Origin of the sequence: Candidatus Enterococcus wittei (genome assembly GCF_002140175.1) — a bacterium.
Lineage (GTDB): Bacteria > Bacillota > Bacilli > Lactobacillales > Enterococcaceae > Enterococcus_B > Enterococcus_B wittei.
Genome location: NZ_NGMO01000001.1, coordinates 683,782 through 701,357, shown reverse-complemented (window position 1 = coordinate 701,357; position 17,576 = coordinate 683,782). Strand labels below are relative to the sequence as shown.

The window sequence follows — 17,576 nt, the reverse complement described above, 5'->3', positions numbered from 1 at the left end:
AAGAGGAAAGTTCTAGATACGAGCAGTAATTGAAAGATGGGAAAATAGCTTTCCATATTTTTTGAGATTCTGCCTTATTGCTGAAGGGCAGCTGATGGAGCACCGAGTATCATGATCCAGAGGAAAGTTCTAGTTCCAATTATAAAATCAAGGCCTTGAGAAAAACAATTCTCAAGGCCTTGATTTTATAAGCTTGCATGCTGAAACTTATAGATTATGCTGAACTCATTTTTTAGTGTACTTTATAAAAAAGAAAATAAGCGTGGAATAAATGCATTATTTACTTTTGTTCCACGCTCTAAATACATATAAACGGCAAGAGCAGAAGCAACTCTTTAGGAAATAAGCCGAAATTCACAAAAATTTGAAAAGCAATTTTCGTGAATTTCGACTTATTTCTCGGAGTTAAACGCTTCTGCCCCAGCCCCTTTTTGTTGTGATTGGCTTTTTCCTTGTTCTTAAAAAATCGTTGCTTCAGTTGGGTGATGCAAGAAGTTTTCAACTAAACGGGCTTCTTCATCGTCTTTAGAAATAATGACTATCGTATCAAATCCGGCTATTGTGCTGACGATATTAGGCGGTTTGATCTCATCTAAAACAGCGGCGAACAATTGGGCATTATCTGGAATCGTATGCACGATAGTCAAGAAATGAACCCGTTCGACTTTTAAAACAATATCTTCGATCATTTGGATCAAGCGTTGTTCATCTTCACTTTTGACCTCTGTTTCTTCTGCTTCATGAAAAAGAACGAAACGGGAAACACCAGATTCGTCAGGTGCTTTCACGATTTTTAAATCTCGGATATCTCTGGAAATGGTTGCTTGTGTAGCGCTTACTTCATAGTCTTTTAACTTGTTTAATAATTCTTCTTGAGTCCGGATCGTAAATTCTTCAATCACTTGTTTGATCAATAGATGTCGCTCGGCTTTACGCATGCTATTCTCCTTTACGAAAGTTTTCACATGTATCATAACAAAAAAAAGAGACCTTGCCCATAACTATTTTACATTTAATAACTGGTATTATTGTTTTATTAGCATGAAATATTGTCGTATTTGTTATTTATTATAATAGAAAAGTAGACAAAAAAAGATAGAAATGTAGAAAAAAAAGAGAAGTTGATACTTTTTCTTGAAATTTACTTGTCTATCAGTTAAACTAATGAATGTTGAGCATAAAAGTACTTTCAATCTGAGAGTGTTACTTGTTTTGTTCAATAAATCCACATTCTTGTTGGATCGTTAGTCGGTGCTTGAAAAAGTAGGCTGGCGAGTTGGAAGACAAGAAGAGGGAAAAATAAAACCAAATCGGAGGAAACAAACATGGCAGTAATTTCAATGAAACAATTACTAGAAGCCGGCGTACATTTTGGTCACCAAACTCGTCGCTGGAACCCAAAAATGAAGAAATATATCTTCACAGAAAGAAACGGAATCTACATTATTGACTTACAAAAAACAGTTAAATTAGTAGATGCAGCTTACGATTACATGAAGAGCGTAGCAGAAGAAGGCGGCGTTGCTTTATTCGTAGGTACGAAAAAACAAGCACAAGAAGCAATCAAAGACGAAGCAACACGTGCTGGACAATACTTTGTTAACCACCGTTGGTTAGGTGGAACATTAACAAACTGGGATACAATCCAAAAACGTATTGCACGTTTGAAACAAATCAATGCAATGGAAGAAGATGGAACATTTGATGTTCTACCTAAAAAAGAAGTTGCAGGTCTAAACAAACAACGTGAACGTCTTGAAAAATTCTTAGGCGGTATCGCTGATATGCCAAGAATTCCAGATGTAATGTACATCGTGGACCCTCGTAAAGAACGTATTGCCGTTCAAGAAGCACACAAATTAAATATCCCAATCGTAGCAATGGTTGATACAAACTGCGATCCAGATGAAATCGACGTAGTTATCCCATCAAATGACGACGCAATCCGTGCCGTTAAATTGATCACTTCAAAAATGGCTGATGCTTTCATCGAAGGAAATCAAGGGGAAGATCAAGTAGTTGAAGAAGATTTTTCAGCAGAAAACACTGCAACATCAATCGAAGAAATCGTAGATGTTGTTGAAGGCGACAACTCTTCAGCAGAATAATTTTTAAATGATGGAGCTGTTTCAAAGGCTAGGCGACAAGCCTCACTCTCCTTTGAAACAGCTTTTTTTAAAGAAAATAATTAGGGGGAAGTAAAAATGGCAGATATTACAGCTAAAATGGTAAAAGAACTACGCGATATGACAGGCGTAGGAATGATGGATGCAAAAAAAGCATTGGTTGAAGTAGAAGGCAACATTGAAAAAGCAGTGGATCTTTTACGTGAAAAAGGAATGGCAAAAGCTGCGAAGAAAAATGATCGTATTGCCGCTGAAGGTCTTGCTTCAGTTGCAGTGAAAGGAAATACAGCTGCAATCGTTGAAGTAAACTCTGAAACTGACTTTGTTTCAAAAAATGAAATGTTCCAAGATTTAGTAAAAGAAATCGCTGAACTTGTTGCTGAAAACAAACCAGCTGACATGGACGAAGCAATGAAAATCAAAACTTCAAAAGGAACAATCGAATCTGATCTAATCGAAGCAACTCAAGTAATCGGTGAAAAAATCAGCTTCCGTCGTTTTGAAGTAGTAGAAAAAGAAGACAATGCTGCGTTTGGCGGATACCTACACATGGGTGGACGTATCGCTGTTTTAGCTGTTTTAGAAGGTACAACTGATGAAGCAGTAGCAAGAGACGTTGCAATGCACGTTGCTGCGATCAACCCTCGTTATGTAAATGAATCTCAAATTCCAGAAGCAGAATTAGAACATGAAAAAACAGTTCTAACTGAACAAGCATTGAACGAAGGTAAACCAGCAAATATCGTAGAAAAAATGGTTGAAGGACGCTTGAAGAAATTCAAAGCTGAGATCGCATTGGTTGACCAACCATTTGTTAAAGATCCTGATATGACTGTTGAAAAATATGTAGCTTCTAAAGGGGCAACTGTGAAAACTTTTGTTCGTTTTGAAGTCGGCGAAGGTATCGAAAAACGCGAAGATAACTTTGTTGAAGAAGTAATGAGCCAAGTGAAAAAATAATTCAATTTCAAGTGACATCAGAGTAAAAGCAAACTCGAAGATTGAAAAACTGATTCGTTTATTTTTCAGTTTTCAATACTTCGAGTGCGTTTTGCTCGTCTCACATTAATTGAAGGACACAAGAAAGTGATAAAAAGCGATCAAGTTTCAGCGATAGAAATTGTCGAGAAAATAGGACTCTATTTTTTATACTGGTTCGTATTTTTATGATTTTGGCTTTTTTACACCATTTATCGGTTTTACAAATGAGGGGAATGACTTATGTCACGTCTCCTTTTTTTTAGGGCAAAGAAGCAAGGAATATTCACCTTTTCGTGCCTAAATGATTTGGATATGGTAAAATGTCAATAGAAAATATTGGAGGAATGAGCATGGTCACACCAAAATATCAGCGTGTCGTCTTAAAATTAAGTGGAGAGGCTTTAGCTGGAAATGAAGGATTCGGGATTAAACCACCGGTCATTAAAGAAATTATCCAGGAAATCAAAGAAGTCCACGAGTTAGGTGTTGAGATGGCCATTGTTGTCGGCGGCGGAAATATCTGGCGTGGACAAATTGGTGCTCAAATGGGCATGGAAAGAGCACAAGCAGATTATATGGGGATGTTAGCAACCGTAATGAATGCTTTAGCCTTGCAAGATACCTTGGAAAACGTTGGGGTACCTACACGTGTCCAAACATCGATTGAAATGCGTCAAATCGCAGAACCATACATTCGTCGCAAAGCTGAACGTCACTTAGAAAAAGGTCGGATCGTCATTTTTGCTGGCGGTACTGGAAATCCTTATTTTTCTACAGATACAACAGCTGCTTTACGTGCCGCAGAAATCGGTGCAGATGTTATTTTGATGGCTAAGAACAATGTTGACGGTGTTTATTCAGCTGATCCAAAACTAGATTCAAATGCAGTGAAGTTTGAGGAATTGACACACATGGAAGTCATCGCTAAAGGATTGCAAGTGATGGACTCAACAGCAAGTTCATTAAGTATGGATAATGATATTCCATTACTTGTCTTCAATTTAAATGAACATGGCAATATTCGTCGCGCAATTCTAGGTGAAAATATTGGAACAACCGTAAGGGGGAAATAAACAATGGCAGATGCAATTATGACAGAAGCAAAAGAAAAAATGCAAAAAGCAGCTCAAAATCTACAACGTGAACTTGGACAAATCCGTGCAGGTCGCGCGAATGCAAGCTTATTGGATCGAATCACTGTAAATTATTACGGTGCACCAACACCGCTAAATCAACTAGCTTCTATTCAAATCCCAGAAGCTAGAATACTGATGATCACGCCATTTGATAAAAGTATCCTTCAAGATATCGAAAAATCGATCATGGCTAGTGATATCGGCATCAGCCCAACCAACGACGGAAATGTGATCCGCTTAGTGATCCCACAATTAACAGAAGAACGCCGGAAAGAATTGGCAAAAGATGTGAAAAAAGAAGCAGAAAATGCGAAAATCGCTGTGCGTAATATTCGTCGTGATGCAATTGATGAGTATAAAAAACAACAAAAAAATGGGGATATCACAGAAGATGACTTACGTGGTCTAGAAAAAGAAGTGCAAACTTTGACAGACAACAGCATCAAAGAAGTGGATCGAATCGCCGCTGAAAAAGAAAAAGAATTACTTGAAGTATAAATAGCAAACGGAAAAAAACAGGAGTCTGGTAGTGAATACTGGGTCCTGTTTTTTTCAATAACTAAGAAGAAATTATAAAAAAACTATTGAATTTACATAAAAACAGAGGTTGACCATAGGAAATAAGCGAAGATATTGCTATAATACTAAAGATAACTGCAATTTTTTTAGTATAGGAGGAAAAAGAATGTTACGTTTTTTTCCGCAAAAAAACAAATATATTCAAGAAAAAAGTGAGTTCCAATTTAACGCTGAAGGAGCGATTCCACAACATGTGGCGATCATTATGGATGGTAATGGCCGTTGGGCTCAAAACCGTCGTCTGCCTCGCGTAGCAGGCCACAAAGAAGGAATGGAAACGGTCAAAAAAGTCACAAAGAAAGCTTCTAGGTTAGGGGTGAAAGTATTGACCCTATATGCTTTCTCTACAGAAAATTGGAAGCGACCAAAAGACGAAGTGAATTTTCTCATGCAATTGCCTGTCGATTTTTTTGATACCTTTGTGCCAGAGTTGATTAAAGAAAATGTCAAAGTACAGGTAATGGGCTACGAAGATCTTTTACCGAAGCACACGCAAGATGCGGTTTTTCGTGCAATAGAACAAACGAAAGACAATACTGGTATGATTTTGAACTTTGCTTTGAACTATGGCAGTCGCGCAGAAATCATTACAGCTGTCCAAGCCATCGGAGAAAAAATCAAAGAGGAACAACTCACAATTGAGCAAATCGATGAAACATTATTTGCAGATCATTTGATGACAGGTTTTTTACCTCAGGAATTACGTGATCCTGAATTAGTGATCCGCACGAGTGGAGAAGAGCGGATCAGTAACTTTTTGTTATGGCAAATTGCTTATAGTGAGCTATATTTTACCAAAGCATTATGGCCGGATTTCGATGGAACACATTTAGAAGAAGCGATTGCTTCCTATCAAAATAGAGATCGTCGGTTTGGTGGCGTCAAAAGTGTAGAAAAAGGAGAAGAATCATGAGACAACGTGTAATTACAGCGGCAATCGCCCTCGCATTGTTTATTCCAGTTATTTGGATCGGTGGTATTGCTCTTGAGTTAGTCGCAGCTGTCTTAGCTGTTATTGGTGTATATGAATTGTTTCGTATGAAAGGACTGACATTATTAAGTTTTGAAGGTGTATTGTCAGCCATAGGCGCAGTATTTTTGGTGTTGCCGAAAGAACGTTGGTTTTTCTTTTTACCAGAAGGAACAAGCAACTTTATGCTCTTTTATCTAGTCGTGATGATTTTATTAGGAACTTCTGTCTTTTCAAAAAATATGTATACGATCGATGAAGCAGGTTTTCCAGTTATCACGAGTTTATATGTTGGATTTGGGTTCCAAAATTTTGTCACCGCTCGTACAGAGGGAATCCCGATTTTGATTTTTGGACTGTTCATTGTCTGGGCCACAGACATTGGCGCCTATCTCGTTGGTAGAAAGTATGGGCAACGTAAACTTTGGCCAGAGATCTCACCGAATAAAACGATTGAAGGAGCATTAGGAGGGATTGGAAGTGCATTAATTGTTGCTTTGCTTTATTTCCTCTTATATCCGTCACAAGAATTGTTTGGACATGGCTTGTTCGTGATGTTGTTGTTCACAATCGTCTTATCAATTGTGGGACAATTCGGCGATTTAGTAGAGTCTGCAATCAAACGACACTATGACGTGAAAGATTCAGGAAACATTCTTCCCGGGCATGGCGGCATTTTGGATCGTTTTGATAGCTTGCTTTTCGTCTTTCCAATGATGCACTTGTTTGGACTGATTTAACGATTGATCCGTGGTATAAACATCCGAAAATAACCTAAAAATCTTAATGATTTTACCTGGTGAAAGAATCACTGATAAATTTAGCTGGTTCATCGGATCGTTCAATACCATGGATTTTTTTGTGATACAGCCTATTGGTGAAGTGGTCAGAATGTGGTAAGATTAAAGTGTTTTATTAACTATAATTGAAAATTGAAATAACTAGGTGAAAAAAATGTAAAGGAGAAAGCGATGAGAACAATTATAACGTTTATTATTGTTTTTGGTATTTTAGTGATTGTTCATGAATTTGGACACTTCTTCTTTGCGAAACGTTCGGGAATTCTAGTTCGTGAATTTGCTATTGGAATGGGGCCGAAGATCTACGGGCACCAAGCAAAAGACGGAACAACGTATACATTGCGTTTACTACCAGTCGGTGGATATGTAAGGATGGCTGGAAATGGAGAAGATGAGACAGACATGGCTCCAGGAATGCCACTGTCTCTCTTGCTAGATTCTAAAGGTGTCGTAAAGAAAATCAATTTGAGCAAAAAGATCCAATTAGCAAACGGAGTCCCGGTGGAATTGATCCGCTACGATTTGGAAGATGCGTTGACGATCACAGGATTTGTAAACGGTGACGAAACACAAGAAGTCACGTATCCTGTTGATCATGATGCTTCAATCATCGAAGCAGATGGTACGGAGTTAAGAATTGCCCCAAGGGATGTCCAATTCCAATCGGCTAAGTTATGGCAACGGATGTTGACAAATTTTGCTGGTCCGATGAACAATTTTATTTTAGCGATTCTTTTGTTTATTGTCTTAGCATTTATGCAAGGCGGTGTACAAGTAACAGATACGAATCAAATCGGCATGGTGTTACCAGATGGGGCGGCAGCAACAGCTGGCTTGAAAGAAAATGATCAAATCATCAGTGTAGATGGGAAAAAAATCCATTCATGGAATGATCTGACAGCTGTTATCACAGAAAACCCTGGAAAAGAACTGGATTTTGAAGTGAAGCGTAATGATCAGATTTCTAGTATTGAAGTGACACCGAAAACAGTTGATGCAAATGGAGAAAAAATTGGACAACTTGGGATCCAAGCACCGATGAAAACAGGTTTTGTTGATAAAATCGTGGGCGGTACACAACGGGCATTCAGTAGTTCTCTGGAAATTTTCAAAGCTTTAGGGTCTTTATTTACAGGGTTCAGCTTAGACAAGCTTGGTGGTCCAGTCATGATGTTCCAGCTTTCTTCTGAAGCAGCCAATCAAGGTATTGTGACGGTGATCAGTTTAATGGCATTATTGTCAATGAATCTAGGAATCGTCAATTTACTACCGATCCCTGCATTAGATGGTGGGAAGTTGGTATTGAATGTCATCGAAGGAATTCGTGGAAAACCGATCAGTCAAGAAAAAGAAGGCATTCTGACCTTAGTAGGTTTTGGCTTTTTGATGCTATTGATGGTGCTTGTCACATGGAATGATATCCAACGGTTCTTTTTCTAAACAAGTTGACATATAGGGTATAATTACTAGCGATAGATTAATTGAGGAATAAAGGAGTAAATATAGAATGAGACAATCAAAGATGTTGATCCCTACACTAAGAGAGGTTCCGAATGATGCGGAAGTATTAAGTCATCAAATCTTATTAAGAGCGGGTTATATCCGCCAAGTATCAGCGGGGATCTACTCTTATTTACCACTAGCCAATCGGGTATTGGAAAAATTAAAAACGATCATGCGTGAAGAATTTGAAAAAATCGGTGCGGTTGAAATGCTGATGCCAGCTATTTTACCTGCAGAATTATGGGAAGAGTCTGGACGTTATGAAACATATGGTCCGAACCTTTACCGTTTCAAAGACCGCAATGACCGTAAGATGATCTTAGGACCAACACATGAAGAAACATTTACGGAACTGATCCGTGATGAAATCAATTCATACAAAAAACTTCCTTTGAATCTATACCAGATCCAATCGAAGTATCGTGACGAAAAACGTCCTCGTTTTGGATTGTTACGTGGTCGTGAATTCATTATGAAAGATGCTTATTCTTTCCATGCTTCTCAAGAAAGTTTGGATGAAACCTACAAAGATTATGAAAAAGCTTATACAGAGATCTTTAAGCGTTGCGGATTAGAATTCCGAGCGATCATCGGTGATGGTGGAGCGATGGGTGGGAAAGACTCCAAAGAATTTATGGCGATCTCTGAGATTGGTGAAGACACGATCTGTTATTCTACTGAAAGTGATTACGCCGCTAATTTAGAAATGGCAACGAGTTATTATGTTTCGAAAAAATCTCATGAAACACAGTTGGAATTAGAGAAAAAAGCCACACCTGATGTTAAAACGATCGAAGAAGTTGCTGGGTTCTTTGATGTCCAACCACAAAAAATCATCAAGTCTGTCTTGTTTACTGCTGATGATCAACCTGTTCTTGTTCTAGTGCGAGGCGATCATGAAGTAAATGACGTGAAATTGAAGAACTTTTTAGAAGCTGATTTCTTGGAAGAAGCCACTGAAGAAGAAGCAAAACGTTATTTGGGAGCTGATTTTGGTTCTGTTGGTCCGATCGGTGTTTCTGAAGAAGTAAAAGTCTATGCTGACCGTCATGTCCAAGACTTGGCAAATGCGATCACCGGAGCGAATGAAACGGGTTATCACTATATCAATGTCAATCCTGAACGAGATTTCTCGGTTCTTTCTTATGAAGATCTTCGTTTTGTCCAAGAAGGAGATCCTTCACCTGATAACAATGGGGTTCTAGCCTTCACAAGAGGAATTGAAATCGGTCATATCTTCAAACTTGGTACACGCTATAGTGAATCAATGGGAGCGACTGTCTTAGACGAAAATGGTCGTGAGAAGTTTGTTATCATGGGTTGCTACGGAATCGGTGTCAGCCGTTTGCTTTCAGCAATCGTGGAACAAAATTCAGATGAGAATGGCATCAACTGGCCAAAAGGTATTGCACCATTTGACTTACATGTCGTTCAAATGAATTTAAAAGATGAATTCCAAACCAACTTGACCAATGAAGTTGAAAAAGCGATGACTGAAGCAGGTTATCAAGTGTTAGTGGACGATCGTAATGAGCGTGCCGGTGTAAAATTTGCTGATTCTGATTTGATCGGTTGTCCGATCCGCATCACAGTTGGTAAAAAAGCGGTGGATGGAATCGTCGAAGTAAAAATCAAAAAAACTGGTGAAATGGTGGAAGTACGTAAAGAGGAATTGATCAATACGTTACCGATCTTATTAAACCAAGGTGAATAAAAAGGAAGAAAGTCGTACCCATTCTAACGAGTGGGCAGCGACTTTTTCATTTTCAGTAAGAAGCCCAATGTAGTATGAGATTTATCGGTAAGAGTAAAAGGAGAAGGGAATCTGTTGAAATAATTAATAGAATTTAAAAAAACAGAAGATTTTATTTGGTCTTACACTCAGGTTGAAAGCCTTCTCTCACAACCTCTTAATGAAAAATTTGCTAAAAAGGGGTATACTAGTTAGTACTGGAAAAAAAGAAAGGGTCAGGAGTGGATGTTTTCTGATCTTGACAGAAAGGGCGTGTATTTTTGTCGGAAAAACGAGAGTTATTCGAAAAGTTATTGGAGCAAATCCAATTAGATGAAGCAGAAAAAGCACATCCGCTTTTTACAGCTGGTGAGATGGAACAGGTGATTGTTCATCGGAAGTCACGTTTATGGGAATTTACATTGCATTTTCCTGGAATCTTACCGATTATGCTTTACCGTTCATTCTTGCAACAACTCATGCTGGCTTTTAAAGATATTGCAGAAGTGAAGGTCAAAGTTCAAGCAGATGATCAAACGTTTGATGAAGAGTTATTGCAAGCGTATTGGAAACAAGCATTAGAGAGTCAGCAATGTGATACGCCTTTGGTCCAAAATGCGTTAAAGACGCAAGTACCGATCATCAAAGACCATAAAATTATCTTGCCAGTAGATGGCGAGGGCGCACTTTCTTATTTAAAACAACAGTATCTGCCTTTGGTAGAACAACTGTTTGTCAGCTATGGATTTCCAAAGTTTCGGATCGAGCCGGAAGTTGATAAACAACAGGCAGAACGCGTGTTGAAACTTTTTGAAGAACGAAGACAAGAACAAGCGGAAGCTTTTATGAAACAAGCGGCTGAAAGTCTGATCGTCCACGAACAAAAGAAAAAAGAACGGAAAGAACAAATGCCAGCGCTTGACGGTCCAATTCAATTAGGAAGAAATATCCCAACAGATGAACCGATCACCCCAATGATCAATATCGTTGAAGAAGAGAGACGAGTAGCGATCGAAGGATATGTCTTTGATAAAGAAGTCCGTGAATTGCGTTCAAAACGTAAGATTTTAACATTAAAGATCACTGACTATACGTCTTCTTTTATTGTCAAAAAGTTTTCCAACAATGAAAAAGATGAGCAGATATTCGAAGCCATTAGTGTTGGAAGCTGGTTAAAAGTACGGGGAAGTGTCCAAGAAGATACCTTTGTCCGTGATTTAGTAATGAATGCGCAAGATATCTTGGAAGTGAAACATGCGCCACGTAAGGACTATGCACCTGAAGGGGAAAAACGTGTGGAGCTTCATGTCCATAGTAATATGAGTACGATGGATGCCACAAACAGTATTTCCGATCTTGTTGCACAAGCAGGTAAATGGGGACACAAGGCGATTGCCATCACAGATCATGGTGGGGCCCAAGCATTCCCTGAAGCCCATAGTGCAGGAAAAAAAGCGGGTGTGAAAATTCTTTATGGGGTAGAAGCAAATGTTGTCGATGATGGTGTACCGATTGCCTATAATGATGCTCATGAATCTTTAAGTGAAGGCACTTATGTTGTATTTGACGTGGAAACAACTGGTTTATCGGCAGTCTATGATACCATCATTGAATTAGCTGCTGTAAAAATGTACAAAGGAAATGTGATCGAAAGCTTTGATGAATTTATTGATCCTGGTCATCCACTGTCTCGTACAACAATCGATTTGACAGGGATTACTGATGAAATGGTCCGTGGGTCCAAATCCGAAGAAGAAGTATTACGCTTATTCTTGGAATTCTCAAAAGATTCGATCCTAGTTGCCCATAATGCCGCTTTTGATATGGGGTTCTTGAATACGAGTTATGCTAAGTACGGAATTGCCGAAGCAAGCAATCCGGTAATCGATACGTTGGAGTTAGCACGTTACCTTTATCCACAATTCAAGCGTTTTGGGTTAGGTGTTCTTTCGAAAAAATTTGGGGTCAGTTTAGAGCAACATCACCGAGCCATCTATGATGCGGAAGCGACAGGGCATTTAGCCTGGATCTTCATCAAAGAAGCGATGGAAAACCATGAGATGTTCTATCATGATCAATTAAATGCCCATATTGGTGAAGGGGATTCCTATAAACGAGCACGACCATTCCATGTTACGATATTAGCGAAAAACCAAGCAGGGCTAAAAGATCTGTTCAAATTGATTTCCATGTCGAATGTGGAATATTTTGAACGTGTTCCTCGGATTCCACGCTCTCAATTAAAAAAACTTCGCCAGGATCTCTTGATTGGTTCTGCCTGTGATAAAGGTGAGATTTTTGAAGCAATGATGCAAAAGGGGGGCGAAGAAGCACGAAATCGAGCAAAATTTTATGATTATATCGAAGTGATGCCAAAAGCAGTCTATGCACCTTTACTTGAACAAGAGTTGGTGAAAAATGAGCATGACTTAGAAGAAATCATTCGTAATTTGGTAGAGATCGGTCATTCATTAGGGAAAACAGTTGTTGCTACTGGGAATGTCCACTATCTCAATGAAGAAGATGCGATTTATCGCAAAATATTGGTCAACTCCATGGGTGGAGCTAACCCATTGAACCGCCATAGCTTACCTGAAGTCCATTTCCGTACAACTGATGAAATGCTGACAGCCTTCAATTTCTTAGGGGCAGATCTAGCTAAAGAAATCGTGGTGGAAAATCCTAATAAAATCGCAGATCTTTGCGAAGAAGTCATTCCGGTCAAAGATGAGTTATATACACCTAAGATTCCTGGATCCGAAGAAGAAATCACCGAATTGAGTTACACCAAAGCAAAACAATTATACGGTGATCCACTACCGGATATTATTGAGAAACGTTTGAAAAAAGAACTGGATTCCATTAACGGAAACGGGTTCTCGGTAATTTATTTGATCTCGCAAAAACTGGTGCATAAAAGTAATGAAGATGGCTACTTAGTAGGTTCCCGTGGTTCCGTTGGATCAAGCTTTGTAGCGACCATGACAGGGATCACAGAGGTTAATCCACTAGCACCTCATTACTATTGCCCAGAGTGTCAGTACTCAGAATTTTACGAAGATGGTACCTATGGTTCTGGATTTGATATGCCTGAAAAGAAATGTCCAAAATGTGGCGCACGCTTGAAGAAAGATGGTCATGACATTCCTTTTGAAACATTCTTAGGTTTCCATGGCGATAAAGTACCCGATATCGATTTGAACTTCTCAGGAGATTATCAAGCAGAGGCTCATAACTACACGAAAGTACTCTTCGGGGAAGAGTACGTCTATCGAGCTGGAACGATCGGTACGGTTGCTGATAAGACAGCTTATGGCTTTGTGAAAGGCTATGAACGAGATCACAACTTGCAATTTCGCAGTGCGGAGGTAGATCGTTTGGCAAAAGGAGCGACCGGTGTGAAACGGACAACTGGTCAGCATCCTGGGGGGATCATTGTAATTCCAGACTATATGGATGTATATGACTTTACCCCGATCCAATATCCAGCAGATGATCAAAATTCAGAGTGGAAAACTACCCACTTTGATTTCCACTCGATCCACGACAATGTCTTGAAATTGGATATTTTGGGTCATGATGATCCGACAGTTATCCGGATGTTACAAGACTTATCTGGGATCGATCCACAGACGATCCCGACAGATGACCCTGAAGTGATGCGGATCTTTTCTGGTCCAGAAGTATTGAATGTGAGCCCAGAACAGATCTATTCAAAAACAGGCACACTAGGAATTCCAGAATTTGGTACTCGATTTGTCCGAGGAATGTTAGAAGAAACCCATCCAACGACATTTGCTGAATTGTTACAGATTTCTGGACTTTCCCATGGGACGGATGTATGGTTGGGAAATGCAGAAGAACTGATCAAGCGTGGGGATGCGACACTAGCAGAAGTAATCGGTTGTCGTGATGATATCATGGTGTATTTGATCCATGCAGGACTTGATAGTGGGATGGCTTTCAAAATCATGGAAACAGTACGTAAGGGATTATGGAATAAAATCCCTGATGAACTAAGAGAGACGTACTTGACAGCGATGAAAGAAAACAATGTCCCAGATTGGTATATCGACTCTTGTTCAAAAATCAAATATATGTTTCCAAAAGCCCATGCTGCAGCATATGTTTTGATGGCATTGCGGGTTGCTTATTTCAAAGTGTACTTCCCGATCCTATACTACTGTGCTTATTTCTCTGTTCGAGCCGATGATTTTAATCTAGTAGCTATGTGTAAAGGAAAAGATGCGGTCAAACAAGCGATGAAAGAAATCACAGACAAAGGGTTGGATGCATCAGTAAAAGAAAAAAACCAACTAACAGTTCTAGAACTTGCAAATGAAATGCTGGAACGAGACTTGAAATTTGGCATGATCGACTTGTACAAATCAGACGCAGTGAATTTCGTGATCGAAGGAGATACGTTGATCGCACCATTTCGAGCAGTCCCAAGTTTGGGAGCCAACGTTGCCAAGCAAATTGTTGAAGCAAGAAAAGACGGACCTTTCCTATCAAAAGAAGATTTAGCGACTCGAGGGAAAGTCTCAAAAACGCTGATTGAATATATGAATGAAAACGGTGTGTTGAAAGACTTACCAGATGAAAATCAACTATCGTTATTCGATATGTTATAAAAAGGAAGAACACCTACCTTTTATAAAGCGTGAAAAGAGTCTAAAGAAGATGTTTCTTGATAAAAAAAGAAAGCAGTTTGAAAATCACTATCTAAATCTTTTAGAAAGGATTTGCTTTATTTCTTTAAAAAACAACTTTTTTAACTATGGTTAGTAAGTTCCAAAAGAGAAACTTAGTTTTTTCCTAGCTTCCTTTTTTTGATAGAATGGCTGATTAGTCAAGCTGCTTGTCATTTCATGTGATTTATGTTATAGTTATTTATGGTAAGGATACTAACTGTGAGTGAGCGGAATTTTCGCTCACTCTTTTTAATGGAATTACGGATCTAATTTTAAGGAGGCGAAATCTTTGAGTAGCGTCGTTGAAACAGTCACACAAATGGTGACACCGATCTTAGAAGAACAAAACTTTGAGCTAGTAGAAATTGAATTTGTCAAAGAAGGAAAAAACTGGTTTTTGCGAGTGTTTGTTGACAAAGAAGGCGGAATCGACATTGAAGAATGTGCGTTTATCAGTGAAAAACTAAGTGAAAAACTTGATGCGGCAGAACCTGACCCAATACCTCAAGCCTATTTTCTGGAAGTTTCATCTCCAGGGGCAGAACGTCCTTTGAAAAAAGAGGCGGATTATGAAAAAGCACGAGGAGAATACATCCATGTGTCTTTATATCAACCAGTTGATGGAGAAAAACAATATGAAGGATTTCTCCAATCATTCGATGCTGAACAGCTTACATTGAAGATACGCATAAAGACACGGGAAAAAGAAATTGTTTTTGACCGTAAGAATATTGCCAAAGCTCGCTTAGCAATCCAATTTTAATCACGGAGAGGAAACAGAAAAATGAGTAAAGAAATGTTGAACGCGTTAGATGCTTTAGAAGCTGAAAAAGGAATCTCAAAAGAAATCGTGATCGACGCTTTAGAAGCTGCGTTAGTTTCTGCATACAAACGCCATTATGGTCAGGCACAAAATGTAGAAGTTGATTTTGACCAAAAAAAGGGTAAAATCCACGTTTATGCAGTAAAAGAAGTGACAGAAGAAGTAATGGACTCACAATTAGAAGTGTCTTTGAAAGATGCTTTATTGATCAATCCAGCTTACGAAATCGGTGATAAGATCCGTTTTGAAGTGACACCAAAAGATTTTGGTCGGATTGCTGCGCAAACAGCAAAACAAGTGATCTTGCAACGTGTACGTGAAGCGGAAAGAACAATCATCTACAATGAATTCAGTGCGTATGAAAAAGATATCATGCAAGGGATTGTAGAACGCCAAGACAGACGATATATCTATGTCAATTTAGGCAAGATCGAAGCTGTCTTATCGAAGCAAGATCAAATGCCAAATGAATTTTACCAGCCACATGATCGGATCAAAGTTTATGTTTCTCGTGTAGAAAATACATCAAAAGGCCCACAAGTCTTTGTTAGCCGTAGCCACCCAGATCTATTACGTCGTTTATTTGAACAAGAAGTACCAGAAGTTTACGATGGATTAGTGGAAATCGTCAGTGTTGCAAGAGAAGCAGGCGATCGTTCCAAAGTTGCTGTACGTTCTACCGATCCTAACATTGATGCTGTTGGTACTTGTGTAGGACCAAAAGGCCAACGTGTTCAAGCAATCGTCAATGAATTAAAAGGCGAAAACATGGATATTGTGGAATGGGATGAAGATCCAGCAATCTTTATCGCCAATGCATTGAACCCATCACAAGTAGTAGACGTGATCTTTGATGAAAAGAATCCAAAAGCTTGTACGGTCGTCGTGCCAGATTATCAATTGTCATTAGCCATTGGTAAACGTGGGCAAAATGCTCGTTTAGCGGCAAAATTGACGAACCATAAGATTGACATCAAACCAGAATCAGAGATGGCTGAATATTATGAAAAACAAGCGGAAAAACAAGCGCAAGCAGAAATTGTAGACGAAGAGATCCACGATGAAGCGATAATTCAATCTGATCTAACAGATGATGAATACGCAACAATTGCTTTCAACGACGAAAATCATACGGACAGTGATCAAGAAATTTAACTGATAGCATAAGGAGGCAAAGAGATGAAACAAAGGAAAATCCCTTTACGCAAATCCGTGGTTTCAGGTGAAATGAAGCCAAAAAAAGAGATGATTCGAATCACTCGCTCAAAAGAAGGCGTTGTTTCGATTGATCCTACAGGAAAAATGCCTGGAAGAGGAGCGTATGTCTCACTTGAGCCGGAAGAAGTACAACAAGCTTGGGATAAACATCTCCTGGACCGTGTACTTGAAGCAAAGCTAACAGATGAATTTTATCAAGAATTACTCGACTACGTGACGCATCAAAAAGCTCGGAAAGAGTTATTTGGCGAATGAGTACAATCAATCGGCAAAAAGCCATGAATCTTATTGGATTAGCGATGCGAGCAGGTAAAATGATTACCGGTGAAGAGTTGACGATCGGTGAGATACGAAAACAAAAGGCAAAAATCGTTTTTGTAGCTAATGATGCAAGTGAGAACACCAGAAAGAAAATCAAAGATAAAAGTTCGTACTATGAAGTTCCTTGTTTTGAGCTATTTTCTGAAGCAGAGATTACTCAGATGATTGGAAGACCACGCAAAGTATTTGGTATTTTGGATGCCGGATTTGCGCGGAAGATCAAGGAGCTAATTGAAGGTTAGGAAGGTGATTGCATGGGGAATAAACGAATTTATGAACTAGCAAAAGAATGGGACAAGTCTAGTAAAGAGGTCGTTGATCAAGCACAGCAACTCGGAATCAATGTAAAAAATCATATGGGTGCAATTACTGCCACCGATGAAAAGAAGTTGCAAGAAGCCTTCAAACGACCAAAACAAGCTAAACAGCCAGTACCAAAAGCAAATCAAAAACAAGCCGAACAATTGTCAAATGAACAAAAGAAAACAAACGAACAAATGAATCAACAAAAAAATAAAAGTAACCGCAACTATCAAGATCGCGGTCAAGGGAGCGGTCAAGTGAATCAAGGAAAAAACCAATCAACGAATAAACCAACCAATCAAGGGAAAAGTAACCAGACAGGTGGAAACAATCAAAACCGTCAAGGAACTGCACAAAGTAACCAAAATCGACAAGGAACTGCACAAAGCA

15 protein-coding genes are annotated in these 17,576 nt (G+C 39.0%); 14 read left to right on the top strand and 1 reads right to left on the bottom strand.

What is annotated here, in order from left to right; genetic code table 11:
- Positions 1 to 458: 458 nt before the first annotated feature.
- Complete coding sequence (locus A5844_RS02665; protein ID WP_086283671.1) at positions 459 to 938, bottom strand: arginine repressor; 480 nt, start codon at positions 936 to 938, stop codon at positions 459 to 461.
- A gap of 387 nt (positions 939 to 1,325) precedes the next feature.
- On the opposite strand from A5844_RS02665, the gene rpsB reads away from it, so the two are divergent.
- From rpsB to A5844_RS02595, 14 genes are all read left to right on the top strand, one after another.
- Complete coding sequence (gene rpsB / locus A5844_RS02660) at positions 1,326 to 2,108, top strand: 30S ribosomal protein S2 (RefSeq protein WP_086283669.1); 783 nt, start codon at positions 1,326 to 1,328, stop codon at positions 2,106 to 2,108.
- Between the two features lie 96 nt (positions 2,109 to 2,204).
- A complete protein-coding gene (gene tsf / locus A5844_RS02655; RefSeq protein WP_086283667.1) occupies positions 2,205 to 3,086 on the top strand; it encodes a translation elongation factor Ts in 882 nt (293 codons plus the stop codon).
- A gap of 371 nt (positions 3,087 to 3,457) precedes the next feature.
- Positions 3,458 to 4,180, top strand: a complete 723-nt coding sequence (gene pyrH / locus A5844_RS02650; RefSeq protein WP_086283665.1) for a UMP kinase — start codon at positions 3,458 to 3,460, stop codon at positions 4,178 to 4,180.
- Between the two features lie 3 nt (positions 4,181 to 4,183).
- Positions 4,184 to 4,741: a ribosome recycling factor gene (gene frr / locus A5844_RS02645; RefSeq protein ID WP_086283663.1), complete on the top strand. Its 558-nt coding sequence runs from the start codon at positions 4,184 to 4,186 to the stop codon at positions 4,739 to 4,741.
- Positions 4,742 to 4,928: 187 nt separating this feature from the next.
- Positions 4,929 to 5,735 (top strand): undecaprenyl pyrophosphate synthase, encoded by an 807-nt coding sequence (gene uppS, locus A5844_RS02640; RefSeq protein WP_086283662.1) that lies wholly within the window; start codon positions 4,929 to 4,931, stop codon positions 5,733 to 5,735.
- Positions 5,732 to 6,532 carry a phosphatidate cytidylyltransferase gene (locus tag A5844_RS02635; RefSeq protein ID WP_086283660.1) on the top strand — a complete coding sequence of 267 codons (801 nt, stop codon included), beginning with the start codon at positions 5,732 to 5,734 and terminating at the stop codon, positions 6,530 to 6,532. Before uppS ends, A5844_RS02635 begins: the two co-directional genes overlap by 4 nt.
- 231 nt (positions 6,533 to 6,763) lie before the next feature.
- Positions 6,764 to 8,032, top strand: a complete 1,269-nt coding sequence (gene rseP, locus A5844_RS02630; protein WP_086283657.1) for an RIP metalloprotease RseP — start codon at positions 6,764 to 6,766, stop codon at positions 8,030 to 8,032.
- Positions 8,033 to 8,099: 67 nt separating this feature from the next.
- Positions 8,100 to 9,809, top strand: coding sequence for a proline--tRNA ligase (locus A5844_RS02625; protein ID WP_086283655.1), 1,710 nt, complete (start codon positions 8,100 to 8,102; stop codon positions 9,807 to 9,809).
- Positions 9,810 to 10,108: 299 nt separating this feature from the next.
- Entirely contained in the window at positions 10,109 to 14,461 is a 4,353-nt protein-coding gene (locus tag A5844_RS02620; RefSeq protein ID WP_086283653.1) for a PolC-type DNA polymerase III, read from the top strand.
- A 349-nt stretch (positions 14,462 to 14,810) separates the two neighbouring features.
- Positions 14,811 to 15,284 carry a ribosome maturation factor RimP gene (gene rimP / locus A5844_RS02615; RefSeq protein ID WP_086283651.1) on the top strand — a complete coding sequence of 158 codons (474 nt, stop codon included), beginning with the start codon at positions 14,811 to 14,813 and terminating at the stop codon, positions 15,282 to 15,284.
- Between the two features lie 21 nt (positions 15,285 to 15,305).
- On the top strand, positions 15,306 to 16,499 hold the full coding sequence (gene nusA, locus A5844_RS02610; protein WP_086283649.1) for a transcription termination factor NusA: 1,194 nt from the start codon (positions 15,306 to 15,308) through the stop codon (positions 16,497 to 16,499).
- 24 nt (positions 16,500 to 16,523) lie between these two features.
- On the top strand, positions 16,524 to 16,817 hold the full coding sequence (rnpM, locus tag A5844_RS02605; protein WP_086283647.1) for an RNase P modulator RnpM: 294 nt from the start codon (positions 16,524 to 16,526) through the stop codon (positions 16,815 to 16,817).
- The gene (locus tag A5844_RS02600) at positions 16,814 to 17,125 is read left to right on the top strand and encodes a YlxQ-related RNA-binding protein (RefSeq protein ID WP_086283645.1); all 312 of its coding nucleotides are present in this window, start codon (positions 16,814 to 16,816) and stop codon (positions 17,123 to 17,125) included. The genes rnpM and A5844_RS02600 overlap by 4 nt, the downstream gene beginning before the upstream one ends.
- Before the next feature lie 12 nt (positions 17,126 to 17,137).
- A partial coding sequence (locus A5844_RS02595) for a translation initiation factor IF-2 N-terminal domain-containing protein (RefSeq protein WP_179190522.1) occupies positions 17,138 to 17,576 on the top strand: 439 nt, incomplete at its 3' end.